22 protein-coding genes and 1 pseudogene are annotated in these 22,214 nt (G+C 60.9%); 11 read left to right on the top strand and 12 right to left on the bottom strand.

The annotated features are described in order from the left end of the window. Positions 1-17 precede the first annotated feature (17 nt). Genes RGCCGE502_RS02500 through RGCCGE502_RS02480 form a run of 5 tightly spaced genes read left to right on the top strand, consistent with a single transcriptional unit; the run spans position 18 to position 5,774 of the window. Positions 18-1,184: an ABC transporter permease gene (locus RGCCGE502_RS02500; protein WP_016552591.1), complete on the top strand. Its 1,167-nt coding sequence runs from the start codon at positions 18-20 to the stop codon at positions 1,182-1,184. After that, positions 1,181-2,125: an ABC transporter ATP-binding protein gene (locus RGCCGE502_RS02495; RefSeq protein WP_016552590.1), complete on the top strand. Its 945-nt coding sequence runs from the start codon at positions 1,181-1,183 to the stop codon at positions 2,123-2,125. The genes RGCCGE502_RS02500 and RGCCGE502_RS02495 overlap by 4 nt, the downstream gene beginning before the upstream one ends. After that, entirely contained in the window at positions 2,122-2,871 is a 750-nt protein-coding gene (locus RGCCGE502_RS02490) for an ABC transporter permease (protein WP_016552589.1), read from the top strand. The genes RGCCGE502_RS02495 and RGCCGE502_RS02490 overlap by 4 nt, the downstream gene beginning before the upstream one ends. A gap of 47 nt (positions 2,872-2,918) precedes the next feature. Then, on the top strand, positions 2,919-3,314 hold the full coding sequence (locus RGCCGE502_RS02485; RefSeq protein WP_016552588.1) for a VOC family protein: 396 nt from the start codon (positions 2,919-2,921) through the stop codon (positions 3,312-3,314). A gap of 9 nt (positions 3,315-3,323) precedes the next feature. Next, entirely contained in the window at positions 3,324-5,774 is a 2,451-nt protein-coding gene (locus tag RGCCGE502_RS02480) for a glycoside hydrolase family 2 protein (protein ID WP_016552587.1), read from the top strand. A 117-nt stretch (positions 5,775-5,891) separates the two neighbouring features. Here RGCCGE502_RS02480 and RGCCGE502_RS02475 read toward each other — a convergent pair whose 3' ends face one another. Beyond that, positions 5,892-6,284 carry a PRC-barrel domain-containing protein gene (locus RGCCGE502_RS02475; RefSeq protein ID WP_016552586.1) on the bottom strand — a complete coding sequence of 131 codons (393 nt, stop codon included), beginning with the start codon at positions 6,282-6,284 and terminating at the stop codon, positions 5,892-5,894. Between the two features lie 249 nt (positions 6,285-6,533). On the opposite strand from RGCCGE502_RS02475, the gene RGCCGE502_RS02470 reads away from it, so the two are divergent. Together RGCCGE502_RS02470 and pgi are read left to right on the top strand one after the other, a co-directional pair. Then, on the top strand, positions 6,534-8,234 hold the full coding sequence (locus tag RGCCGE502_RS02470; protein WP_016552585.1) for a long-chain fatty acid--CoA ligase: 1,701 nt from the start codon (positions 6,534-6,536) through the stop codon (positions 8,232-8,234). A 138-nt stretch (positions 8,235-8,372) separates the two neighbouring features. Beyond that, positions 8,373-9,998: a glucose-6-phosphate isomerase gene (pgi, locus tag RGCCGE502_RS02465; protein WP_016552584.1), complete on the top strand. Its 1,626-nt coding sequence runs from the start codon at positions 8,373-8,375 to the stop codon at positions 9,996-9,998. Between the two features lie 78 nt (positions 9,999-10,076). On the opposite strand, the gene RGCCGE502_RS02460 is transcribed toward pgi, so the two are convergent. Then, positions 10,077-10,361 carry a BON domain-containing protein gene (locus tag RGCCGE502_RS02460; RefSeq protein WP_016552583.1) on the bottom strand — a complete coding sequence of 95 codons (285 nt, stop codon included), beginning with the start codon at positions 10,359-10,361 and terminating at the stop codon, positions 10,077-10,079. A 176-nt stretch (positions 10,362-10,537) separates the two neighbouring features. Here RGCCGE502_RS02460 and RGCCGE502_RS02455 point away from each other — a divergent pair, with 176 nt between their 5' ends. Beyond that, positions 10,538-11,338 carry an alpha/beta fold hydrolase gene (locus RGCCGE502_RS02455; RefSeq protein ID WP_016552582.1) on the top strand — a complete coding sequence of 267 codons (801 nt, stop codon included), beginning with the start codon at positions 10,538-10,540 and terminating at the stop codon, positions 11,336-11,338. Positions 11,339-11,346: 8 nt separating this feature from the next. On the opposite strand, the gene RGCCGE502_RS02450 is transcribed toward RGCCGE502_RS02455, so the two are convergent. Both RGCCGE502_RS02450 and RGCCGE502_RS02445 read right to left on the bottom strand, forming a co-directional pair. Continuing rightward, positions 11,347-12,273 carry a carbohydrate kinase family protein gene (locus RGCCGE502_RS02450; protein WP_016552581.1) on the bottom strand — a complete coding sequence of 309 codons (927 nt, stop codon included), beginning with the start codon at positions 12,271-12,273 and terminating at the stop codon, positions 11,347-11,349. A 90-nt stretch (positions 12,274-12,363) separates the two neighbouring features. After that, the gene (locus tag RGCCGE502_RS02445) at positions 12,364-13,053 is read right to left on the bottom strand and encodes an orotate phosphoribosyltransferase (protein WP_016552580.1); all 690 of its coding nucleotides are present in this window, start codon (positions 13,051-13,053) and stop codon (positions 12,364-12,366) included. 219 nt (positions 13,054-13,272) lie between these two features. Here RGCCGE502_RS02445 and RGCCGE502_RS02440 point away from each other — a divergent pair, with 219 nt between their 5' ends. Beyond that, positions 13,273-14,544, top strand: a complete 1,272-nt coding sequence (locus RGCCGE502_RS02440; RefSeq protein ID WP_016552579.1) for an MgtC/SapB family protein — start codon at positions 13,273-13,275, stop codon at positions 14,542-14,544. 16 nt (positions 14,545-14,560) lie between these two features. On the opposite strand, the gene RGCCGE502_RS02435 is transcribed toward RGCCGE502_RS02440, so the two are convergent. Beyond that, positions 14,561-15,211 (bottom strand): TetR/AcrR family transcriptional regulator, encoded by a 651-nt coding sequence (locus RGCCGE502_RS02435; protein ID WP_016552578.1) that lies wholly within the window; start codon positions 15,209-15,211, stop codon positions 14,561-14,563. 98 nt (positions 15,212-15,309) lie between these two features. Here RGCCGE502_RS02435 and RGCCGE502_RS02430 point away from each other — a divergent pair, with 98 nt between their 5' ends. Continuing rightward, entirely contained in the window at positions 15,310-15,516 is a 207-nt protein-coding gene (locus RGCCGE502_RS02430; protein WP_016552577.1) for a hypothetical protein, read from the top strand. Further along, positions 15,513-16,001 (top strand): anthrone oxygenase family protein, encoded by a 489-nt coding sequence (locus RGCCGE502_RS02425; protein WP_016552576.1) that lies wholly within the window; start codon positions 15,513-15,515, stop codon positions 15,999-16,001. The genes RGCCGE502_RS02430 and RGCCGE502_RS02425 overlap by 4 nt, the downstream gene beginning before the upstream one ends. 31 nt (positions 16,002-16,032) lie before the next feature. Here RGCCGE502_RS02425 and RGCCGE502_RS02420 read toward each other — a convergent pair whose 3' ends face one another. From RGCCGE502_RS02420 to RGCCGE502_RS02390, 7 genes and pseudogenes are all read right to left on the bottom strand, one after another. After that, the gene (locus tag RGCCGE502_RS02420; RefSeq protein WP_016552575.1) at positions 16,033-16,569 is read right to left on the bottom strand and encodes a glyoxalase superfamily protein; all 537 of its coding nucleotides are present in this window, start codon (positions 16,567-16,569) and stop codon (positions 16,033-16,035) included. 189 nt (positions 16,570-16,758) lie between these two features. Next, positions 16,759-17,938: pseudogene (locus RGCCGE502_RS02415) on the bottom strand (GGDEF domain-containing protein). A gap of 182 nt (positions 17,939-18,120) precedes the next feature. After that, positions 18,121-19,161 carry a dihydroorotase gene (gene pyrC, locus RGCCGE502_RS02410; RefSeq protein ID WP_016552572.1) on the bottom strand — a complete coding sequence of 347 codons (1,041 nt, stop codon included), beginning with the start codon at positions 19,159-19,161 and terminating at the stop codon, positions 18,121-18,123. Between the two features lie 91 nt (positions 19,162-19,252). Beyond that, the gene (locus RGCCGE502_RS02405) at positions 19,253-19,603 is read right to left on the bottom strand and encodes a DUF805 domain-containing protein (protein ID WP_016552571.1); all 351 of its coding nucleotides are present in this window, start codon (positions 19,601-19,603) and stop codon (positions 19,253-19,255) included. Positions 19,604-19,717: 114 nt separating this feature from the next. Beyond that, entirely contained in the window at positions 19,718-20,344 is a 627-nt protein-coding gene (locus RGCCGE502_RS02400; RefSeq protein ID WP_016552570.1) for a nucleoside triphosphate hydrolase, read from the bottom strand. Next, the gene (locus RGCCGE502_RS02395; protein WP_016552569.1) at positions 20,341-21,123 is read right to left on the bottom strand and encodes an ATP-binding cassette domain-containing protein; all 783 of its coding nucleotides are present in this window, start codon (positions 21,121-21,123) and stop codon (positions 20,341-20,343) included. The genes RGCCGE502_RS02400 and RGCCGE502_RS02395 overlap by 4 nt, the downstream gene beginning before the upstream one ends. A gap of 1 nt (position 21,124) precedes the next feature. Further along, positions 21,125-22,189 carry an ABC transporter permease gene (locus RGCCGE502_RS02390; RefSeq protein WP_016552568.1) on the bottom strand — a complete coding sequence of 355 codons (1,065 nt, stop codon included), beginning with the start codon at positions 22,187-22,189 and terminating at the stop codon, positions 21,125-21,127. Positions 22,190-22,214: the final 25 nt, after the last annotated feature.

Genomic DNA, 22,214 nt, shown 5'->3' with positions numbered 1-22,214 from the left:
CGGACAGGGATGGATCGATGGAAGAAACCTTAGCGGTCCGCAAACTGGACCGGCTTGGCGTGGTGCTGGTGACGGCAGGCGTCGTTGCAACTGCGCTCCTGCCCTTCATCTATGTGAAGGCAAACCGCATCGCCGCCGGAAAGCCCATGCTGCTGACGCAGCTGCTCAATCAACCCTCCGCCGTCATCCTGACAATTCTCCTTATCGTCACGGCTCTGGCCGTTTTGTTTCTGCAAAACGCGATGCTTCGGCTGGTGGTTTCGACCCTCTGTTTTGTAGCCCTGCTGGCGACCATCGGTTTTGCGGCCTCGGCCTTCACCCCACCCAACAGCAATGCCGCGCGCATGACGCCGGGCGGTGGGTTCTGGGTGCTGTTTGCGGTGATCGGGCTCATCGTCTCGGATGCGCTTGTGAAGATCAAGCTGACCCCGTGGATGCGCATTGCGGCCCTTGTCGTATACACTGGTTTGCTCGGTATCTTCCTTGCGTCCGGACTACTTGACGATCTCTCGATCATGAAGGAATTCGTGACCCGATCGGCTCAGTTCTGGGCGGAAGCGCTCGCCCATTTGCTGCTAGCGTTCGGCTCGCTGGCGGTCGCCATCGTCATCGGCCTGCCGCTCGGTATCCTGTGCTTTTGGGTTCCAAAGTTGCGCGCCGTCGTGCTGCAGGGCCTTAGCCTGATCCAGACGATCCCGAGCCTCGCGCTCTTCGGCATCCTGATGCTTCCGCTCGGCTACCTCGCGACGCACGTGCCGGCGGCCGCGTCCATCGGCATTCGCGGCATCGGCGCCGCACCGGCGCTGATCGCGCTTGTCCTCTATTCGCTGTTGCCGATCGTTGCCAACACCGTCGTCGGACTGCAGGGCGTCGACCCTTCTGTGCGTGATGCCGCGGCTGGCATGGGATTGACGCGGCGGCAAATTTTGACCGGCATAGACCTGCCGCTTGCCTTTCCAGTCATCCTCACCGGCATCCGCATCGTCCTGGTGCAGGCGATCGGCCTGGTGACGGTCGCGGCTCTGATCGGCGGTGGCGGCTTCGGCATCTTCATCTTCCAGGGACTTGGTCAAACGGCCATGGACCTCGTTCTGCTCGGCGCCGTGCCGACCGTTTTCTTCGCCTTCTCTTCGGCCGTCATCCTCGATGCGGTCATCGACAGCATACGGGGATCCGCCGCATGAGCATGATCGAAATCAGGAACGTCACCAAGCGCTACGGCACGGCGACCGTGGTCGATAACGTCTCGATGGATGTAGAGAAGGGTTCGATCACCGTCGTTGTCGGCACCTCGGGCTCGGGTAAATCGACACTGATGCGGATGATCAACCGCCTCGTGCCGATCACGTCGGGCGAGATCTTCGTCGGCGGCCAGAACATCATGGACGTGCCGGTGACCGAGTTGCGCCGCAAGATCGGCTATGCGATCCAGGGGCACGGCCTATTTCCGCACCGGACCGTTGCGCAAAACATCGCGACGGTGCCGCAGCTTCTCGGCTGGGACACGGCGAAAGTCAACGACCGCGTCGAGGAACTGCTCGGCCTGTTCAACCTCGATCCCGCGACATTTGCCGAGAAATACCCACACCAGCTGTCCGGCGGCCAGCAGCAGCGAGTCGGCGTTGCGCGGGCCCTCGCCGCGGAACCGGAACTGCTGCTGATGGACGAGCCGTTCGGTGCGCTCGATCCCGTCATCCGCGGCAAGGCGCAAGACGATCTGCTGGCGATCCAGAAGCAGTTCGGTACGACCGTCGTCCTCGTGACGCACGACATGGACGAAGCCTTCCATCTTGGCAACCAGATCGCCGTGATGAGCGCCGGCAAGCTGCTGCAATGCTCGACACCGGAAAAGATCCTGACCGAGCCGGCAGACCCCTTCGTGCAGCAATTGACCGGTACTTCCGACCGGGCGCTGAAGCTGATGTCGCTGCTGCCGCTGAAGGAAAGCATGGAGCCGACAAAGTCAGGCTTGGCTTACGCATTACCGCAATCAATCAGCCTGCGCGACGCCCTGGCCGAGATGATCTGGCAGGGCGTTGACGAAGCCGCGGTTCAAAACGCGGACAAGGCACCTGTTGGCTCTATCTCGATGACCAGACTGCTCGAACTGGGTCGCAAAGCATGAGGCTCGTCTTTGCGAACCTCTTTCGCGTTGGCGCGCTGGTATTGCTGCTGATCCTGCTGTTCCGGACGGAGTGGCTGTCGTTCCTGCTGGTGCCGCTGACGAGCAACAATGCGCCGGCGGTCTATACCCAAAACAGTCTTCCGCAGCTCGCCGCCTCGCATCTCTTCCTGGTGGCGATCTCGATTGTCGGCAGCGCCGTTCTGGCGATCCTCGGCGGCATCTTTGTCACCCGCAAGGGCGGTGAGGACTTCCTGCCGTTGTCGCGGGCGATCGCCAATGCCGGCCAGACTTTCCCGCCGGTGGCGGTGCTCGCCCTTGCCGTACCGGCAACCGGCTTCGGTGCCGGTCCGACGTTGATCGCCCTCTTTCTCTACGGCTTGCTGCCGATTTTCGAGAACACCGTCGCGGGCCTCAAGCAAGTATCTCCTTCCGTGCTCGATGCCGCCGACGGCATGGGCATGAATGGCACGCAGCGGCTCTTTCAGGTGGAATTGCCGCTCGCCCTGCCGCTGATCCTCGAGGGCTTGAAGGTTGCGACCGTCATCAACATCGGCACCGCAACGATCGGCTCGACGGTGGCCGCCAAGGGCTTGGGCGAAGTTATCATCGCCGGGCTGATCTCCGATAACACGGCCTTCATTCTGCAAGGCGGCCTGATCGTCGGCCTGATGGCGGTGCTGATCTATGACGCGATGGGGCTGATCGAAAACGCCATCACTGAAAGAATTGGCTTGCGCCCGGCATGAGGCGGCGGCTACCAAGGCTGCCGTGATATCGGCAACGGGAGGCAGCCTTGGCCAAGATGATTCACTCCATGATCCGCGTTCTCGACGAGGCGCGATCGGTCGAGTTCTACGGCAAGGTCTTCGGCCTCAAGGTCGCCGATCGCATCGACTTCGACACCTTCACCCTGATTTACATGAGCAATGACGAGACCGGCTTCGAGCTGGAGTTGACGGTCAACAAGGGGCGCATCGAGCCCTATGATCTCGGCAACGGCTATGGTCATCTCGCCCTCTCCGTCCAGGAAGTCGAGGTCGAGCACAAGCGCCTGACCGAGGCCGGCCTGAACCCCGGCAAGATCGTCGAGCTCAATCGCGACGGCAAGCTGCTGGCGCTGTTCTTCTTCATCACCGATCCCGACGGCTACAAGATCGAAGTCCTGCAGCGTCACGGCCGTTATCTCTAAGAGTTTCTCATGATCGAAAAGACCGAACTGAACCGAGGCTGGACGCTCTCCTGCAACGTTACAGGTCGACGCGACCTGCCGGCTGAAATTCCAGCACACGTGCCCGGCTGCGTGCATCTCGACCTGCTCGCCAACCGGCTCATCCCCGATCCCTATCTCGACGTCAACGAGATCACCAACGACTGGATCAGCAAGGAAGACTGGACCTATCGCTGCAGCTTCGATGCATCGCCTGATGCCGGGAAAGTCCACGAACTGGTGTTCGATGGCCTCGATACGGTCGCGACGATCATGCTGAACGGCGAGGAGCTTGGCCAAACCTTCAACATGCATCGGACCTATCGCTTCGACGTGTCGGAGCGGCTGAAGCAAGGCGCGAACGAACTGGTCGTGACCTTCCGCTCCGCCTATGCCTACGGCGCCGAGATGGAGGCGCATTACGGCTATCGGCCGAACAACTATCCCGGCCCCGGCAACCTGATGCGCAAGATGGCCTGCAACTTCGGCTGGGACTGGGGCCCGACGCTGGTTACAGCGGGGATCTGGAAGCCGGTGCGGCTGGAAAGCTGGGAGCGAGCCCGGCTTGCCGAGACGCGGGTTTCGGCGACGCTTGCCGGCGGCGATGGGCGCGTGACCGTTCGCGCGCGCATCGAGCGACGCAACGGCGCGGGTGCGAAAATCGTCGCGAGCATTGCCGGCGTCAGTCATGTCGCCAAGGTCGCGGAAGGAACTGATGCGGTCGAGTTCCAGCTGGCTGTTCCAGCGCCGCAGATCTGGTGGCCGCACCATCTTGGCGCCCAGCCGCTCTATCCGCTACAGATCGAATTGCGTGACAGCGTAAGCGAAGACTTACTCGATAGCTATTCGAAAGAAATCGGCTTTCGTTCGGTTCGGCTCGATACAGCGCCGGACGAACACGGCTCAGCCTTCACTTTCGTCATCAACGACGTGCCGCTTTTCCTCTGCGGTGCCAACTGGATTCCGGACGACTGCTTCCCGTCACGGGTCACGGCGGAGCGCTACGTTTCCCGCATCGAGGAGGCGAAGGCTGCGAACATCAACCTGCTGCGCGTTTGGGGCGGCGGCATCTTCGAGCGCGACGAATTCTACGAGGCCTGCGACCGCGCCGGGATGCTCGTCTGGCAGGATTTCCTGTTTGCCTGCGCCTCCTATCCGGAAGAAGAGCCGTTGCGTAGCGAGGTCGAAGCCGAGGTCCGCGACAACGTCGTGCGCCTGATGCCGCATCCGTCCCTGATCGTCTGGAACGGCAACAACGAGAACATCTGGGGCTTCGACGAATGGGGCTGGCGGCCGATCATCAAGGAGGGGGTCAGCTGGGGGCTTGGCTACTACCTCGATGTTCTGCCGAAGCTCTGCGCCGAACTCGATCCGGATCGGCCTTATTATCCGGGCAGCCCCTATTCGGGGACGATGGCGATCGAGCCGAACGCGGACGAGCACGGCTGCAAGCACATCTGGGACGTCTGGAACGACGTCGGTTACGAGGTCTATCGCAATTACATCCCGCGCTTCTGCTCCGAATTCGGCTGGCAGGCGCCGCCGAACTGGGCGACGATCGAAGAAAGCGTGCATGACACGCCGCTGACGCCGGTTTCGAACGGCGTATTCCATCATCAGAAGGCGACGCAGGGCAACGACAAGCTAATCCGCGGCCTTGCCGGGCATCTGCCTGCGCCGCAGACGATGGACGACTGGCATTTCGCCACGCAGCTCAACCAGGCGCGCGCCATCCGTTTCGCGATCGAGCACATGCGTTCGCACCGAGATGTCTGCAAGGGCGCCGTCGTCTGGCAGTTCAACGATTGCTGGCCGGTGACGTCCTGGGCAGCGCTCGATTCGGCGGGACGGCGCAAGCCGCTCTGGTATGCGATGCAGCAGGCGTTCGATCCGAGACTACTGACGATCCAGCCGCGCAACGGCGGACTGGCGGCTGTTGCGGTGAACGAGCGCACACTGTTCTGGCGGGCGAAAATATCAGGCAAGCGTCTGCGGCTTGACGGAACGGTACTGGCCGAATTCGAATTCTGGCGGCTGCTCTGCGACCGCTTCGAGGCGAAGGAGTTTCCGCTGCCGGCGGATATCGCGACGCCGGGCAACGCCCGCGATGAGCTCATCGTTGTGCAAATGCTCGACCGGCGTGCATTCCATTATTTTGTCGAGGACATCGATCTGACGCTCCCGGCACCGCGGGCGTCGATCGAGCTCAGCGCCACGACGGACGGATATGCGGTGAAGGTGACAGCCGAGACCCTGCTGAAGGACCTTTGCCTGATGGCCGACCGCCTCGATCCTGATGCGGTCATTGATTCCATGCTGGTCACGTTGCTTCCGGGAGAAAGTCACGTCTTTGCGCTGCGGACAGCAAAAACGCTGTCGGTGAGCGACATCGTTATTGGCACCGTGCTGCGCTCGGCAAACGACCTCGTTGCTGTAAACTGAAAAGGCCCCGTCTGCGACGGGGCCCATCCAGGTCGTTTTACCACGCCGGGCGCCACCAAGGTGGCCCGGCGCAGCGCGTAGACGCGCGATCAATAGACCGCACGTGAGCGGACGACGTTACATCCAGTAGGGCGGCACGCCGTAGTAATCGTAAACTCGGCGGCCATTATCGTTGTACCAGGTGTCATCATCATCCGCATAGCTCGGCGCGCCTTCGATCTGCTCCTTGGTGAGGTCGATGCGGTAGCCGTCCAGCTGGGTATCGTAGGTCAGCTTTTCCCACGGCAACGGATAGTGATCGTGGCCGATACCCAAGAAACCGCCGAACTCAAGCACGGCGTAAGCAACGCGGCCGTCCCGCTTGCCGAGGATCAATCGTTCGATGGAACCGATATGCTTGCCATCGGCTCCATAGACGCGAGTGCCTTCCACGCGGTCGCTGGCAATCAGCGTCGGAGTATCCTTCACGTTCGGGTCACGGCGGGTGTTGTCAGCGTCCTGATGCAGCATGGTGCACCTCCTTTTGGTTTTCCTCGTGGTTGGTCCACGCATAAAAACGCTACCCCGAACTCGATGTTCCCAACTTTACTCACGACAACCGCGGACGCTGCGTTATTGACGTTTACGTTAAGGTTAGTGTAGCTCTATTCTCAGCTTGAACCATTCAGGCGATGACATAAGCTGCCGCGTTGGAAGATGGAGGATCGTCCAATCGGCTTGCCGGTTGAACCGGCCGGCAGCGACAGGGAGAGAGACAATATGAACAGCATTTCCGTCCATCCAGGCGGTGCGAAGCCCGAAAAGCCCTGGCTTGCGACTTATCCCGAGAGTGTGCCCGCAGAGCTTCCCGCACTGGAATATGAATCGCTGGCGGAATTGCTTGAGAAATCCTGCGCGCGTTATGCCAATCGCACCGCCTTTTCCAGCATGGGCAAGACGCTGACCTACGGCGCGCTTGAAAGCCAAACCCGCAAGATTGCGGCGTGGCTGCAGAGCATCGGCCTCGAGAAGGGTGATCGCGTTGCCGTCATGATGCCGAACGTCCTGCAGAATCCGGTCGCCGTTTACGGCATCCTGCGCGCCGGCTTCGTGGTCGTGAATGTCAATCCGCTTTACACGCCCCGCGAACTGGAACACCAGCTGCGCGATTCCGGCGCCAAGGCCATTTTCGTGCTCGAGAATTTCGCTCGCACGGTCGAGCAGGTGTTGGTCAAAACCGACGTGCGCCATGTCGTCGTCACTTCGCTCGGCGAGATGCTGGGCGCCAAGGGCTTGATCGTCAATCTGCTCGTGCGCAGGGTCAAGAAGCTCGTTCCCTCTTGGTCGATCCCCCAGCATAAGACGTTCAAGCAGGTGCTTGGTGAAGGTGCAGGCAAGTCACTGAAGCCCGCAAGCCTCAAGGGCGACGATATCGCCTTCCTACAGTACACCGGCGGTACGACCGGTATCGCCAAGGGTGCAGTGCTGACGCACAGGAACCTGCTCTCCAACAAGCTGCAGCTCGAACTCTGGCTGCAATCGGCCTTCGACAAGAAGCCGCGCCCGGAGGTCCTGAACTTCCTGTGTGCCTTGCCGCTCTATCACATCTTCGCACTGACGGTGAATTCGCTGATGGGGATGTCGCTCGGCGCCCACAACATCCTGGTCGCCAATCCCCGCGATATTCCGGCCCTGGTCAAGGAGTTCGGCAAGGTGAAGGTTCATATCTTCCCCGGCCTCAACACCCTTTTTAACGCGCTGATGAACAACGCCGATTTTGCCAAGCTGGACTTCTCCAACATCGTGATGTCGCTCGGTGGCGGCATGGCGGTGCAGCGGCCGGTCGCGGAGCGCTGGATGAAGATCACCGGGTCCCACATTACCGAGGGATACGGGCTTTCCGAGACCTCGCCGGTTGCCACGGCGAACCGCTTCGACTCGGCGGAGTTCACTGGCTCGATCGGTCTGCCGCTTCCCTCCACCGAGCTCGACATTCGCGATGAGGACGGCAATTCGCTGCCTCTCGGCGAGATCGGCGAGATCTGCATCCGCGGCCCGCAGGTGATGGCAGGCTACTGGAACAAGCCTGAAGAGACGGCGCGTGTGATGACGTCGGACGGCTATTTCCGCAGCGGCGACATGGGCTTCATGGATGCACGCGGCTATACCAAGATCGTCGACCGGAAGAAGGACATGATCCTCGTCTCCGGCTTCAACGTCTATCCGAACGAAATCGAGGAAGTGGCGGCGATGCATCCGGGCATTCTCGAAGCGGCAGCGGTCGGCATCCCCGACGGGCACTCCGGCGAGGCCGTGAAGCTCTTTGTGGTGCGCAAGGATCCGGCGCTGACGGAGGCCGATGTGAAGGCGCATTGCGCTGCGAACCTCACCAATTACAAGCGTCCGCGCTTCGTGGAATTCCGCACCGAGTTGCCAAAGACGCCGGTCGGAAAGATCCTGCGCAAGGATCTCCGCGGCTAAGTTTGACGGTTGCGTGAAATTACGGGCCATCCGCTTAGGCGGGTGGCTTTTTTGCGTCCAGGGAGGTCGCCGAACTTGATTTGCGCCCTACAAAGCGAATAGTTTCCGCGACCCTCTCGCCCTGCAAAGGAGCCTCCCATGAATGCCATCGTCGAACAATTGAAAAGCACTGCGGCCGCTACCAAGGCGACTGATCTGCGCGCCGCCTTTGCCGCCGATCCGCAGCGCTTCTCCCATTTTAGCGTGTCGCTTGACGACCTCCTGATGGACTATTCCAAGACGGCGGTGAACGACGAGATTCTGGCTCTTCTGGTCAAGCTCGCGGAAACGGGCGGCGTCGAAGCCAAGCGTGACGAGATGTTCTCAGGCAAGGCGATCAATTTCACTGAAAACCGTGCCGTTCTGCACACGGCGCTGCGCAACCGCTCCAACACGCCGGTGCTGGTCGACGGCAAGGACGTCATGCCTGATGTCAACGCCGTGCTATCAGCCATGGGCAAATTTGCCGACGGCATCCGTTCCGGCGCCCTCAAGGGTGCGACCGGCAAGGCGATCACCGACGTCGTCAATATCGGCATCGGCGGCTCCGACCTCGGCCCTGTGATGGCGACGCTGGCGCTGGCGCCGTTCCACGACGGCCCGCGCGCCCACTTCGTCTCCAACATCGACGGCGCCCATATCGCCGACACGCTGAAGCTCGTTAAGCCCGAGACGACGCTCTTCATCGTCGCCTCCAAGACCTTCACGACGGTCGAAACGATGACCAATGCGCAGACCGCGCGCAAGTTCATCGCCGACGCCCTCGGTGAGGCCGCCGTTCAGCATCATTTTGCCGCCGTTTCGACCGCGCTCGACAAGGTCGCGGCCTTCGGCATCGAGAGCGAACGTGTCTTCGGCTTCTGGGATTGGGTCGGTGGCCGCTATTCGCTGTGGTCGGCGATCGGCCTGCCGATCATGATCGCGATCGGACCGGACAATTTCATCAAGTTTCTCGAGGGCGCCCATGCCGTCGACAACCACTTCCGCACGGCGCCAGTTACCAAGAACCTGCCAATGCTGCTTGGCCTGATCGGCTTCTATCACCGCAATGTGCTCGGCTATCCGACCCGCGCGGTCCTGCCGTATGACCAGCGCCTGTCGCGCTTCCCGGCCTATCTGCAGCAGCTCGATATGGAATCGAATGGCAAGGGCGTGACGATCGACGGTACGCCCGTCGAGGGCAATTCCGGTCCTGTTGTCTGGGGCGAGCCCGGCACCAATGGCCAGCACGCCTTCTACCAGCTGATCCACCAGGGTACGAGCGTCATTCCGGCCGAGTTCATGATCGCCGCCAACGCCTTCGAACCCAATCTGCGACACCAGCACCAGCTTCTGATCTCGAACGTGCTTGCGCAGTCCGAAGCGCTGATGAAGGGCCGTACCTTCGAAGAGGCGAAGAAGCAGCTGACCGACAAGGGCATGGACGACAAGAAGGCGGATTTCATCGCGCCGCACCGTGTCTTTACCGGCAATCGCCCGTCGATCACCTTCGTCTACGACAAGCTGACTCCCTATGCGCTCGGTCGCCTGATCGCGCTTTATGAGCACCGCGTCTTCGTCGAAGGCGTACTGTTCCGCATCAACTCCTTCGACCAGTGGGGCGTCGAGCTCGGCAAGGAACTGGCAACTGGCCTGCTGCCCGTCGTGGAAGGCAAGGAAAGCGCCGCCGGCCACGATTCCTCGACGCAGGGCCTCGTTGCCACGCTGGCAAAACTCGCCAAGTAAGAGCATCGAGATCAAAAAGCTCCCGCGGCTGGCCGCGGGAGCTTTCCACAGTTCACGAATGGGCTCAGAAGGCCGCCTCTAGTTTGGCCTCTTCGGGAAGCCACGACATAACAGTCGATTGTGAACGTGAGTCGGCCCGACGATAGCAGCGGCGACATCCACGGCCAGTTCGTCATCGCCACGACAGCGGACAAAGCCTTCAAGCACTACGAAATCGCCAAGCATTGAAACAACGATCTGCGTGCTGTCGAACTCCGATGACGCTTCCAGTGCGCACTTGATCGCGGCTTTGGTCGCCGCCGAACAATGTCCGGCTTCGACGCTGCCGAGCGACCAGCCGTGACCATCAACGCGTAGAACCATTTCTTCTCCTCCAACGTTAAACATTGAAGGTACAGGTCGGAATATTAGCGGTCTATTAAGTATGACATGCGTCGATTTCTACCCAGGCTTCGCCCGCGACGCGGTATTTCGCGTAGTCCATGTCGAAATCCGACCTCGCCATGCGTTATAGGTACGTCGCGATGAGGAGAGGTTGAATGAGCGTAACGGACAACGAACTTTTGAATTTCGAAGCGCATGGCGCGGCGCCGCTACCTAGGTCGCAGCACCATGGCTTCGTTGAGAATGACGGCGCCCGCATCTGGTATGCGAGCTACGGCTCCGGTCCGGCCGTGATCCTGTTGCATGGTGGGCTCGGCAATGCAGGAAACTGGGGCTTTCAGGTGCCAGCGCTCGTCGCCGCGGGCCGGCAAGTCGTCGTCATTGACAGCCGCGGCCACGGCCGCAGCACGCGTGACGCGTGTCCCTATCATTACAGGCAGATGTCCGAAGACGCGCTTGCGGTGATGGATCACCTAGGACTGGTAAAGGCCGCGCTCGTCGGCTGGAGCGACGGGGCATGCACGGCGCTTATTCTCGCCGACCAGCGGCCGGAGCGGGTTTCCGGTGTGTTTTTCTTCGCCTGCAACATGGACCCGAGCGGCACGCTTGAATTCAAGCCGACGCCGATCATCGATCGTTGCTTCAGCCGGCATCGAAAGGACTATCAGGCACTATCCGCCACGCCCGACGCCTTCGAGAACTTCGTCGGCGACGTGTCGAAGATGATGGCAAGCGAGCCGAACTATACGGCCGCGGACCTCGCGAGCATCAAGGTGCCGGTCGCGGTCGTGCTCGGAGAGAACGACGAATTCATCAAGCGCGAGCATGCCGATTATCTGGCGCGCAGTATTCCCGATGCCGAACTGATCCTGCTTCCGGAGGTCAGCCATTTCGCACCGCTGCAGCGGCCCGAGCACTTCAACCGCGAAGTGCTAGCCTTTCTGGATCGGTTATAGGCCTCGTATCAAAGGCCGATTTCCTTCGCCCATGGAGGATTGGCGCCGGCGCGTGAGACGGTGACGGCTGCGGCCTTGGCGCCGAGCGAAAGGGCGTTCTGCAGCGCCTTTTCGCTGAGCGACGCGACCTTTTCCTTGGTCAGGAGATCGTCGATCTTCAGCGACGCAAGCACGCCGGCGTCGAAGGTATCACCGGCGCCGACGGTATCGACGACGGTGACGCGCTCGCTCGGGACGGTGACCTTGCGTTCGTTGGTGTAGCCCAAGGCACCTTCAGCTCCCTTGGTGATGACGACGAGCTTGGCACCCTGCTGCAGCCAGTAGGCCGCCAGGTCGTCATGGCTGCCCTCGAGGCCGAACCACTCCAGATCCTCGTCGGAGAACTTCAGGATGTCGGATTTCGACGCCATGCGCTTGATACGCGCCATATGGGCTTCCTTGTTCTTGATGAAGCCGGGACGGATGTTGGGATCGAGCGAAATCACCCGCTTGTCGCACTCGCGGTCGAGAAGCGCTTCATAGGTCTCGCCGCAAGGGCTGGGGATCAGGCTGATCGCGCCGAAATGCAGCGCCTCGCAATCGTCGTCGAGCGCGGGCAAATCGTCGGTCGTGATCATGCGGCCGGCCGTACCTTCGTCATAGAAGGCATAGGTCGCCTGGCCATTGACGAGCTTGACGAAGGCGACCGTCGACGGGCGCGGGGTGATGGCGCAGAGGCTGAAGTCGACATTGCTCGCCTTCAGCGTATCGCGCAGGATCTCGCCCATCATATCGTCGGCGAGGCCGGTGAAGAAGGCCGTCGGGATGCCGAGGCGTCCGAGCGCGATCGCCGTATTGAAGATCGCACCGCCGGCATAGGGAGCAAACCCCTTCTCGCCGAGCGTCGTTTCCCGCGGCAACATGTCAATCAGCGCTTCGCCACAGCACAAAATCATTCCGGCCTCCCAAGCATTACGATCCATCGATGTTCAAATCGATTAGATAATTTCGTGGCAAAAGCAAAGCGCCGCGACGCAATTCTTCATTCAAAGTGATGAAATGCCGCCGTTGCGTCCGGACCAGGCGAGCGGCGCATCGAGGAACGCCTCGACTTCGTTCAGGGTCTTCTCGTCGAACAGCTTCTGCGCCTTGGCGACCGCCAGAACATCGCGCCAGGTGGCGATGTAGTGCAGCTTCACCTTGCCATCGGCAAAGCGCAGCGCGCCCTCGTCGAAAATGCCGTAATAAAACAGCGCGATACCATGATCGACCACGCCACCGGCAGCCCTGACAGCATCGATGAACTTGAACATGCTGCCGCCTGCCGTCGTCAGGTCCTCGATGACGAGGACACGCGAGCCCTCCGGCATGTTGCCTTCGATCTGTGCGTTGCGGCCGTGACCCTTCGGTTGCTTGCGGACATAGATCATCGGCAGGCTGAGGCGATCGGCGAGCAGTGCCGCAAATGGGATGCCCGCGGTCTCGCCACCGGCAATGCAATCGAACTGCTCGAAACCAGCTTCTCGCAGCACGACGCTGGCGGCAAAATCCATCACGGTCGAGCGGACGCGCGGGAATGAGAGCAGCTTGCGGCAGTCGATATAGACCGGGCTCGCCATGCCGGAGGCGAACTTATAGGGCTGGGCAGCGTTGAAGTGCACCGCCTTGATCTCCCAGAGCATCTTCGCCACGAGTTCCGCCATCACGGCGCGGTCGGTGAATGTCGTCTGGATCATCGCTCTCTCCTTTGGTCAAATCTATGGGCCAATAGCAGCAAGCGCGACAGTTTTCCAGAACGGCCAGCGGTTCGATGCCGAGAAAACGTCCTGACGATCGAACGGTCTCGCCGGCGCCGCACTCCAGCCACGCAGCGTTCGAGGCCTTGAGGCCGCAATGCACCAATTCTTTCAGATATTTGCGCTTGCGCGCGTATAAAGCGGCGATATCGTCATGTCATGGACCATATCGAAGTTTTCCAGCGCCTCGGCGTTGCGCTTGCCATCGGCCTCCTGGTCGGCGTCGAACGAGGCTGGCAGGAGCGTGAGATCCGTGCTGGAGGCAGGGCCGCGGGTATCCGCACGTTCGGCCTCACCGGCTTTCTCGGCGGAATAGCCGGAACGCTTCAGTCCATGACGGGTCCGTTCCTGCCTGCGACGATCGCAGTGCTGTTGGGTCTCGTTTACATAGCCGGCAAGTGGCAGGAGACGGAAGAGAACCACGATTACGGCATCACAACCGTCGTGGCCGCGCTTGTGGTATTCGGGCTCGGCGTCCTGGCTGCCGTCGGCGACGTTGTGACGGCGGCAGCCGGCGCCGTCGCAACGACGGTCATTCTCGCAGCACGCCACAGCCTGCACGGCTTTCTCAGAGGGTTGACCTGGGTGGAGCTCCGTTCCGCCCTGCTGCTGCTCGCGATGACCGTGATTGCTCTGCCACTGCTGCCGGATAGAGCGCTTGACCCCTGGGGTGCGCTCAATCCCTACTCGCTGTGGCTCTTGACGATCACCATTGCGGCGCTGTCCTTTGCCGGCTACATCGCGATCCGATTGATGGGCAGCGGTCGTGGCGTTCTGCTCGCCGGGGCGGCAGGCGGGCTTGTCTCGTCGACGGCCTTGACGCTGTCCTTCGCCCGCTATTCAGCGGAGGCACCTGAAGGTGCGCGGCATCTTGCGGCCGGCGCCGGCATTGCTGGCGCCCTCTCCTACGCTCGCGTTCTTGTCATCGCCAGTGCGCTCTCCTTCACCATGCTGGTACCGCTCGCCTCGGCGCTCGTCCCGGCGATCATCGGTTTTGTGGCCGCTGGCCTGTTTGCAGCGTGGCGCTCCCAGACTGCCACCGAGGCGCCGGAGATCGACCTGAAAAACCCCTTTGAGCTGACGACCGTCATCTCCTTCGCGGCGCTGCTCGGTATCATCAGCCTCGTGTCGAAGATGGCGATCGACTACGTCGGGGCATCCGCGCTCTTCGTCGTGGCGGCAATCTCCGGCCTCGTCGATGTCGATGCCATCACGCTTTCCACGGCACGCCTCGTCGGCTCGACCATCGATGTGACGACAGCGGCCGATGTCATCCTGATCGCCGTCGCGGTCAATACTATCACGAAGGTTGTGCTGGCCTTCACGGCCGGACGCCGGGAATACGCGATGGCGCTCGGTGAAGCGTCGGCGGTGGCGGTGGTGCTCGGAGGCATGGGCTACTTCACAGCGCGCAGTTTCCTGCCGGCTTAGCCGATTGCGTCAGCGACTATGACAATCGCGCGATATCGGCAGGCAACATTCGTTGGTAAAGGGTAATCGCGGCCTGTCCCTCGGCATCATCCAGCGAAATCGCGTAGCGGACGGCGGCGGCGAGAAGCTGCATCGTCAGTCTGGCAACGGCGATCAGCTCGCTCCTGCTCCGCTCCGGCGCCAGCTTTGCAAGCACGGAAAACAATGCCTGGGCATGAAACTCCATGTCCTCGGCATCGACCTGCTGCAGCAGCCGATCGGCCTGGGTGGCTATCCAAATGTCTCGCATCACCGGCTCCTGCCGGAAAAAGGCGTAGTACTGGTCGGCGATGTTGCAGAGAGCCTGGCGGAGCGTTTCCGCGTCCGCCACTGTTGCAAGCTCAGCCTCGACGCAAGCCCTGCCCTGCTCGTTGAAGCGCTCAGCAAGCGTGCGAATGATCGAACTCTTGTCGGGGAAATACTGGTAGAGCGCCCCGAACGATAGTTCGGCTTTCTCAACGATCTCGCTCATTTTCAGCGCGTCGCTGCCGTTCTTCTCGATCAGTTCGAGCGCCACCGACAAAATCTTCTCGAAGCGCTCCCGGCCTCGCCTCTGCTGCGGGATGCGGCGTGGCTGGCCGGTCTGTTCCGGCTGTCGTCTGCGCCTGACAGCAACCTCGTCGCCCATTCCGCTCTCCACTTTTCACTTGACGATCAAAATAAGAGAGCTTATCTCATTTTGCAAATGAGAGACTTTCTCTCATTTTGATCGGAGGAGTGTTCAGCATGCAAGATTCCGAAATCATTCTCATCGGCGGCGCCGCGGGGCTGCCGAAAGACATCATCGACCTGCTCGAGGAGCTCTTCACGCAGGTGCTCGACGGCAGAAATTCGCAGGTTGCGAGTGGAGTCGCGGATATTCTAGGCCGCCCTGCCAGGGATTTCGGTGTTTATGCCAGAGATGCCGCGGCATGTGGCACATGGAGGGTATGACAGTGGCAGGTGTTCTCGGTATCGTTCTGACGGCCGCTGCGATCGGCAGCGGCCTCGTCGCGGGTATCTTCTTTGCCTTCTCGACCTTCATCATGACGTCGTTTGCCCGCATTCCTCCCGAGCAGGGCATCGCGGCGATGAACTCCATCAACCTGACGATCGTGCGCTCGCCCTTCATGCTGCTGTTCGTGCCGACGGCGGCCCTCTGTCTCGTGATCGCCGCCTTCGCGTTCGTCCATTGGCGTGGTGGCCTCAGCGTTTGGATGCTCTCCGGCGCAGCGCTCTATCTGCTTGCATCGTTCCTCTCGACGATCGTCTTCAACGTGCCGATGAATGACGCCTTGGCAAAGGTGAGCGGCAGCGGCGGCGAGGCGACTGCTCTCTGGACCAGCTATCTCAAGGACTGGACGTGGTGGAACCATGTGAGGACGATCGCCTCGCTGCTCGCCTCGATCGCCTTCGTGCGGGCCCTCATGCTGATATGAAGGCGTGGGCGATCTTCCCATCCTGCGAGCGTTACGTCCGCTCGCAGAATGTTAGCCGGTTATTGAAGGGATCAATGACCTCCATTTCCAGGCCCCACGGTGCTTCGTGCAAACCGGGCTTCATATAGCGATAGTTCTTGGCCGCAAGTTCAGCCTGAAAGGCGCGAACGCCGGTGACGGGAATGAAGGCGCGGGCGCCGGGGCTGGCATCGCCGGAATGCTCGCTGAGGTGCAAGATCATGCCGCTTCTCGATACCTGGCAGTAGAGCGGGAAGTGATCGCCGAAGCGGTGCTCCCAATCGAGAGCGAAGCCGAGGAAGCCGCAATAGAACTCCTTCGTCTTGTCGACGTCGAAGATGCGAAAGATCGGGATTGGTGGCTGGATAGCAATGGCCGGCGGCGTCGCTTCCCGCTCGTCAAGCTTAGCCGATAGGATATTCCATTGATCGAAGCCGAATTGGCGAGCAACGATCTCCAGAGTTTCGCTGTGCGTGAGGTCTATGTTGCGGGCGGCCATTGCTTGCCGCAACGCTTTCGCCATGAGTTTGGCGTCGCGAAAATCGCGCATGATTCATTCCTTCCGTTGGCGGCAAACAGGATGATCAGTGCCCGCGTCTGCTGACCCGTTCGCCATCGATCGCCAAACGGCAAGGGATGTGAAGGAGGTATCTGGATGCATTCACCATCGCGCTTTCGCGCCGCGGGGCGGCTGGCCGCATCCGGCCGACCGCGACAATAGGCGAGCCGATGCTTCCGATCAAGAGCCGGTGCGAATGGCTCCGGCCGGTACGGAATGGAGACGGCTTGCAAGCTCAATCCGGTTACGACCCGCACGCTTGGCTACGTAGAGCGCCTTGTCGGCGGCACTCAGCATGGCGTCGAAATCCATTGGCATTGATCGCCCCGGCGCGACGCCGACACTGACCGTGCATTTAAGGGTTTCGTCCTCAAGATAGATCTCCCGGGCGGCGAATGCTTTGCGGATACGCTCGGCCACCATTTCGGCGCGGCCCGGCGCCATCTCTTTCAAAACCAGCGCAAACTCCTCGCCACCCAAACGGGCAGCGATATCGCCGGCCCGGCAATTCGCCGCGAGCTCGCCGGCAAAGACCTTCAGCACGCGGTCGCCGCCGGCATGTCCGAACGTATCGTTGATCAATTTGAAGTGATCGAGATCGAACACCAGCACTGCGGTCGCCGGCCCCATCGTGCCCTGTCCATAGCGATCGAAAAGAGCCCGGCGGTTCACAAGTCCCGTCAGCGGATCCGTCATGGCATCCAGGCGATGGCGAGCGGCGAGCCGCCACTGATGAAGCGCCAGCGACAGCGCGCCGATACCGGTCATGCTGGCGATGCAGATCGCAAGGCTTAGATCCTCGGCCCCAATTGCTGGGCGCAACCCCGAGGACCATCTTTCCATCGGCAATCAGAACGGCGGCGCAAAGCACAAAGGAGATCGCCGTCAGGGCATAGAGGCCGGTAATTCCTGTCAAAGGCGCCGGGGCCTCCGCGCGCGCCCGCCAGTACTGATGGGCCGTGGCAAAAAGCAATGCGGCAATCGCGAGGTTATCCGCGATGAAGGCCAGCCCGTCCAATCCAAGCAGCAACGGCGGGATCGAGATGAGCATCGCGGCGAGAGCGCAGGAAATGATGGCAATGCGCGGCAGCTTGCCAGTTCGGAATTGATAGCCGGCACCCCAAACAGCGGCAAAGCCGGCATGGAACAACACGAAGGCAACGACGGCAAAGCCCATCTTGGGATCGTCGACATAAAGACCATAGGCGACAATGCCGCTGACGATCAGAACAAGACCGAAGGTACAGGTTAAGAGAAAAGTCTCGGTCCGGCGCGCAAACCAACTCCCGAGCAGCGTGACAGCAAGACACGTGGCCGAGACTGCAAGCGCCATCAAAAGGGAATTGTAATCAAGCGTCATGCTTTATCGCGACGGCTGCCGCGCCCCTCATTCGTGCGAAGCCTACGGGTCTGCTATGAGGAATGTCTTACCCATTTCGTTAAAAATTCATGCATTTAAATCAACAATAAGGCGCTGACAGAACATTGCCGCCGCCTCCCCAAAGAACAGCAGCAGTAAAAATTGCGTGATGCCAGCAAATCCTACCGCTCAACGTCCCAATGGAGCGGGAACATTGGATCGAAGACCGTAACGAGGCCCGCGCCGGTTTCGACTTTACCTGGAAAATTGACGGTCTCTTTACGCTTGACCAGCGTTATTCTTTCCTCGTTCACCGGCAGCCCATACCAGGCGGGTCCGTTCAGCGACGCAAAGGCCTCGAGCTTGTCGAGAGCGCTTTCCTGTTCGAAGACATGTGCAAGGCAGCTCATCGTGTTGATCGAGGTGTAGATGCCGGCGCAGCCGCAGGCGCATTCCTTCAGGGGATCGACATGCGGGGCTGAATCCGTGCCAAGGAAGAAGCGCGGATCGCCGCTCGTTGCGGCGGCACGCAACGCAAGCCGGTGATTTTCGCGCTTGGCGACCGGCAGGCAATAGTAATGCGGACGGATGCCGCCGACCAGGATGGCATTGCGGTTGATGATCAGGTGATGCGTCGTGATCGACCCTGCAAGATTGGCCTTCGCAGACTTGATGTAGTCGATGCCGTCCTTGGTGGTCACGTGCTCCATCGTGACCTTGAGTTCGGGCAACCGCTTGCGCAGAGGATCGAGCACGGTTTCAATGAACACCGCTTCGCGATCGAAGATGTCAACCTCAGGCGTCGTCACCTCGCCGTGAACGCAAAGCGGAAGGCCGATCTTCGCCATCCGCTCCAGCACCGGTATCGCCTTTTCGATATCGCGCACGCCGCCATGCGAGTTGGTCGTCGCACCAGCCGGGTAGAGCTTGACCGCGGTGATGAGCCCGCTTGTCTTGCCGGCTTCGACGTCATCGGGATTGGTATGCTCCGTCAGGTAGAGCGTCATCAGCGGCTGGAACTTGTCGCCCTTCGGCAGCGCCGCGATGATGCGAGCGCGATAGGCTTCAGCATCCGCGGTGGTGACCACCGGCGGCACGAGGTTCGGCATGATGATTGCGCGGGCGAAGTCGCGGCTGGTATCGCCAATCACACCTTCCAACATGGCTCCATCACGCAGGTGAAGATGCCAATCATCGGGGCGACGGATGGTGATCGATTGCATGCGCTGAAACTCCGCGAGCTGCTGACAACGTTCAGCCCTGCGCATTATCACCCCGAAGCGGGGCATGGCAAACATTTTGCCCGCGGCTCTTTCAAGCAGATGGTGAACCGTATTCGTTGACGCCTGATGTGCCGGGGCTGAGATACCAGACGAGCAGAACGATCCAGCCTACCAGCGGAATGATGCCGACGAGGATCCACCAGCCGGAGCGGCCGACATCATGAAGGCGGCGGATCGCCACGCCTAGGCCGGGAAGCAGGACGGCAAGACCGTAGATTGCGCCAAGGATCTCGTGACCGAAGAGAAGATAGTCGACGACGGCCAGGATCAGCGATGCGATAACGTTGAAGAGCGCAAACCACCAAAATTCCGGTCGCCCGGCGCGACCGCTGAAAACGGCATATTTAGAGAAGACTGACGAGACTGCTTCGATGAAGCTCATGCGCTATCCCTCCATGTCCAGGCGTTCCGCGCACGAAGCGGAAGTTGCATGTAGGTGAGCGTGCAACGATTCCATCTATTGCCGCAAGGCTGCTTGAGCCCGGCAGGAGGCTGATTACGCTACGTCAAGCGTGACGTCCGCCCTACGGCGGTTGCCGAGGATCAGCCGGCCATTCGGGAGATCGTTGCCATAAACCTTGGCGCTCGCTTCCTCTTCGCTGAGCTTGTAGCCGCGCCAACGCTCCCACAGCCGTTCCTCGAGCACCTCGATCGGCGGCGCAAGCATGACCGAGTAGTCGAAAATGCCCTCGAGCTCCGCCCACTTGCCCTGGCTGAAAAGCAGGTAATTACCTTCGACGATGATAAACCGATGTTCCGGCGAGACGACGCGCGCCGAGGCGATGGCAAGTTCGCGGGAGCGATCGAAAACCGGGATCAACACTTCCTGGTCGGCCGGACGCACGGCGCGGATGATATCGAGGAAGCCGCGGACATCGAAGGTCTCCGGGATACCCTTCCGGGAAAGCAGGCCACGTTCGATGAGGATGGCATTGTCCATATGGAAGCCGTCCATCGGCAGGACCTCGGCCGTCTCTCCTCTAGCTCTGAGGGCGTCGGCGAGATTGTCCGCCATGGTCGACTTGCCAGCGCCGGGCGGGCCGGCGATGGCAATCAGGAAGCGCTTTACATCGCCGGCGCGGCTTATGACGTCGCCGGCGATTTCATCGATCGTTACGCTCATGCGGCGACCGGTTCGGTCGGAGCGGCCTTGGCGCCGGTCATGAAGGCGACGGCGTCGGACATCGTATATTCCTTCGGATTGATGACCGTGAGGCGACGTCCAAGCCGATGGATATGGATGCGGTCGGCAACCTCGAAAACATGCGGCATGTTGTGAGAGATCAGCACGATCGGCAAGCCGCGCGAACGGACGTCGAGGATGAGTTCCAGCACCTTGCGGCTTTCCTTGACGCCAAGAGCCGCCGTTGGCTCGTCCATGATGACCACCTTCGATCCGAAGGCAGCCGCCCGCGCCACCGCCACACCCTGGCGCTGACCGCCCGAAAGCGTTTCGACGGCCTGGTTGATGTTCTGGATGGTCATCAGGCCGAGCTCAGTCAGTTTGTCGCGAGCCCGCTTTTCCATAGCCGGACGGTCGAGCATGCGGAACCAGCTGCCAAGGACGCCCGGCCGACGAATTTCTCGGCCGAGGAACATGTTGTCGGCGATCGACAGCGCCGGCGACAAGGCGAGGTTCTGGTAGACCGTCTCGATGCCGGCTTCGCGCGCTTCCATCGGCGACTTGAAGTTGACAGTCTTGCCCTCCAGCGTGATCTCGCCTTCATCGGGCGTGATGGCGCCGGAGATCGCCTTGATGAGCGACGATTTGCCGGCACCGTTGTCGCCGATGACGGCCAGGATCTCGCCGGGGTACAGATCGAAATCGGCATGATCGAGTGCGGTAACGCGTCCGTAGCGCTTGACCAGACCGCGGGCCGAGAGGAGAGGTTCGTTCGCCATATTACACCGACACCTTTCTGATCCACTGGTCGATTGCGACTGCGGCGATGATGAGCACGCCGGTAAGCAACACCTTCCACTGCGGATCGGCGCCGAGCATGTTGAGGCCCATCGAGACAACGCCGACGATCATCGCGCCGAAGAGAGTGCCGAGGATCGAGCCGCGGCCACCGAAGAGCGAGATGCCGCCGATCACAGTCGCCGTGATGGCCTGCAGGTTATAGTCCATCACCGCGGATGAGGGCGAAATCGAGCCATTTCGGCCGATCGAGACCCAGGCAGCGAAGGCGGCGATCACACCCGAAACAGTGTAGACCGTGAGCAGGACGCTCTTCGTCTGGATACCCGAAAGCTTTGCCGCTTCGGGATCATCGCCGACGGCATAGACGTGGCGCCCCCAGGCGGTGTGATTGAGGATATACCAGAGCGCAAGGACGAGCAGCACCATGGCAATGACGCCGAGCGTCAGGACTGCACTGCCGAGCCTGAAGCTGATCGCAAAGAAATGCAGCAACGGCGCCTGCGTGTCGACATCGGTGTCGCGGATCGTTTCGTTGGCGGAATAGATGAAATTCGTGGCCATCACGATGTTCCACGTACCAAGCGTCACGATGAACGGCGGGAGCTTCATGAACGCGACGAGGAAGCCGTTCAGTAGTCCGCAAAGGCCGCCGACCAGCAGACCGGCCAGCACGGCGATCGGCGTTGGAATGCCATAGGTGATGGCGCAATTGCCCATGATGACGGCCGAAATAACCATGATCACGCCGATCGAGAGATCGATGCCCGCTGTGAGAATAACCAGAGTCTGCGCGGCGCCGAGAATACCGACGATGGCGATCTGCTGGAGAATAAGCGTCAGCGTGTAGGACGAGAAGAAGCGTCCGCCAAGCGCGATGCCGAAGATAATGATCGACAGCACGAGCACGATCAGCGGCACGGCGGCCGGCGTCGAGTGCAGGAAGTGCTGCGCACGCTTCACAAATGGTACGGCTTGATGCTCGAACGACGCGACGTTCTTGTCGCTTCCGTCAAGCACCCGTTCGAAGTCTTGTGCTCCGGTCATTGTTTCTCCTCCGCTTTCGCGCCAA

The organism is Rhizobium grahamii CCGE 502 (genome assembly GCF_000298315.2).
GTDB classification, from domain to species: Bacteria; Pseudomonadota; Alphaproteobacteria; order Rhizobiales; family Rhizobiaceae; genus Rhizobium; species Rhizobium grahamii.
The sequence above is the reverse complement of the archived record's forward strand: the minus strand, read 5'-3'. Positions and strand labels throughout refer to the sequence as shown.

Excerpts from the sequence above, each read along its gene's own strand:
- RGCCGE502_RS02500 (WP_016552591.1), top strand. The coding sequence starts at position 18 with ATGGAAGAAACCTTAGCGGTCCGCAAACTGGACCGGCTTGGCGTGGTG.
- RGCCGE502_RS02495 (WP_016552590.1), top strand. The coding sequence starts at position 1,181 with ATGAGCATGATCGAAATCAGGAACGTCACCAAGCGCTACGGCACGGCG.
- RGCCGE502_RS02490 (WP_016552589.1), top strand. The coding sequence starts at position 2,122 with ATGAGGCTCGTCTTTGCGAACCTCTTTCGCGTTGGCGCGCTGGTATTG.
- RGCCGE502_RS02480 (WP_016552587.1), top strand. The coding sequence starts at position 3,324 with ATGATCGAAAAGACCGAACTGAACCGAGGCTGGACGCTCTCCTGCAAC.
- RGCCGE502_RS02475 (WP_016552586.1), bottom strand. The coding sequence starts at position 6,284 with ATGCTGCATCAGGACGCTGACAACACCCGCCGTGACCCGAACGTGAAG.
- RGCCGE502_RS02470 (WP_016552585.1), top strand. The coding sequence starts at position 6,534 with ATGAACAGCATTTCCGTCCATCCAGGCGGTGCGAAGCCCGAAAAGCCC.
- pgi (WP_016552584.1), top strand. The coding sequence starts at position 8,373 with ATGAATGCCATCGTCGAACAATTGAAAAGCACTGCGGCCGCTACCAAG.
- RGCCGE502_RS02460 (WP_016552583.1), bottom strand. The coding sequence starts at position 10,361 with ATGGTTCTACGCGTTGATGGTCACGGCTGGTCGCTCGGCAGCGTCGAA.
- RGCCGE502_RS02455 (WP_016552582.1), top strand. The coding sequence starts at position 10,538 with ATGAGCGTAACGGACAACGAACTTTTGAATTTCGAAGCGCATGGCGCG.
- RGCCGE502_RS02450 (WP_016552581.1), bottom strand. The coding sequence starts at position 12,273 with ATGATTTTGTGCTGTGGCGAAGCGCTGATTGACATGTTGCCGCGGGAA.
- RGCCGE502_RS02445 (WP_016552580.1), bottom strand. The coding sequence starts at position 13,053 with ATGATCCAGACGACATTCACCGACCGCGCCGTGATGGCGGAACTCGTG.
- RGCCGE502_RS02440 (WP_016552579.1), top strand. The coding sequence starts at position 13,273 with ATGGACCATATCGAAGTTTTCCAGCGCCTCGGCGTTGCGCTTGCCATC.
- RGCCGE502_RS02435 (WP_016552578.1), bottom strand. The coding sequence starts at position 15,211 with ATGGGCGACGAGGTTGCTGTCAGGCGCAGACGACAGCCGGAACAGACC.
- RGCCGE502_RS02430 (WP_016552577.1), top strand. The coding sequence starts at position 15,310 with ATGCAAGATTCCGAAATCATTCTCATCGGCGGCGCCGCGGGGCTGCCG.
- RGCCGE502_RS02425 (WP_016552576.1), top strand. The coding sequence starts at position 15,513 with ATGACAGTGGCAGGTGTTCTCGGTATCGTTCTGACGGCCGCTGCGATC.
- RGCCGE502_RS02420 (WP_016552575.1), bottom strand. The coding sequence starts at position 16,569 with ATGCGCGATTTTCGCGACGCCAAACTCATGGCGAAAGCGTTGCGGCAA.
- pyrC (WP_016552572.1), bottom strand. The coding sequence starts at position 19,161 with ATGCAATCGATCACCATCCGTCGCCCCGATGATTGGCATCTTCACCTG.
- RGCCGE502_RS02405 (WP_016552571.1), bottom strand. The coding sequence starts at position 19,603 with ATGAGCTTCATCGAAGCAGTCTCGTCAGTCTTCTCTAAATATGCCGTT.
- RGCCGE502_RS02400 (WP_016552570.1), bottom strand. The coding sequence starts at position 20,344 with ATGAGCGTAACGATCGATGAAATCGCCGGCGACGTCATAAGCCGCGCC.
- RGCCGE502_RS02395 (WP_016552569.1), bottom strand. The coding sequence starts at position 21,123 with ATGGCGAACGAACCTCTCCTCTCGGCCCGCGGTCTGGTCAAGCGCTAC.
- RGCCGE502_RS02390 (WP_016552568.1), bottom strand. The coding sequence starts at position 22,189 with ATGACCGGAGCACAAGACTTCGAACGGGTGCTTGACGGAAGCGACAAG.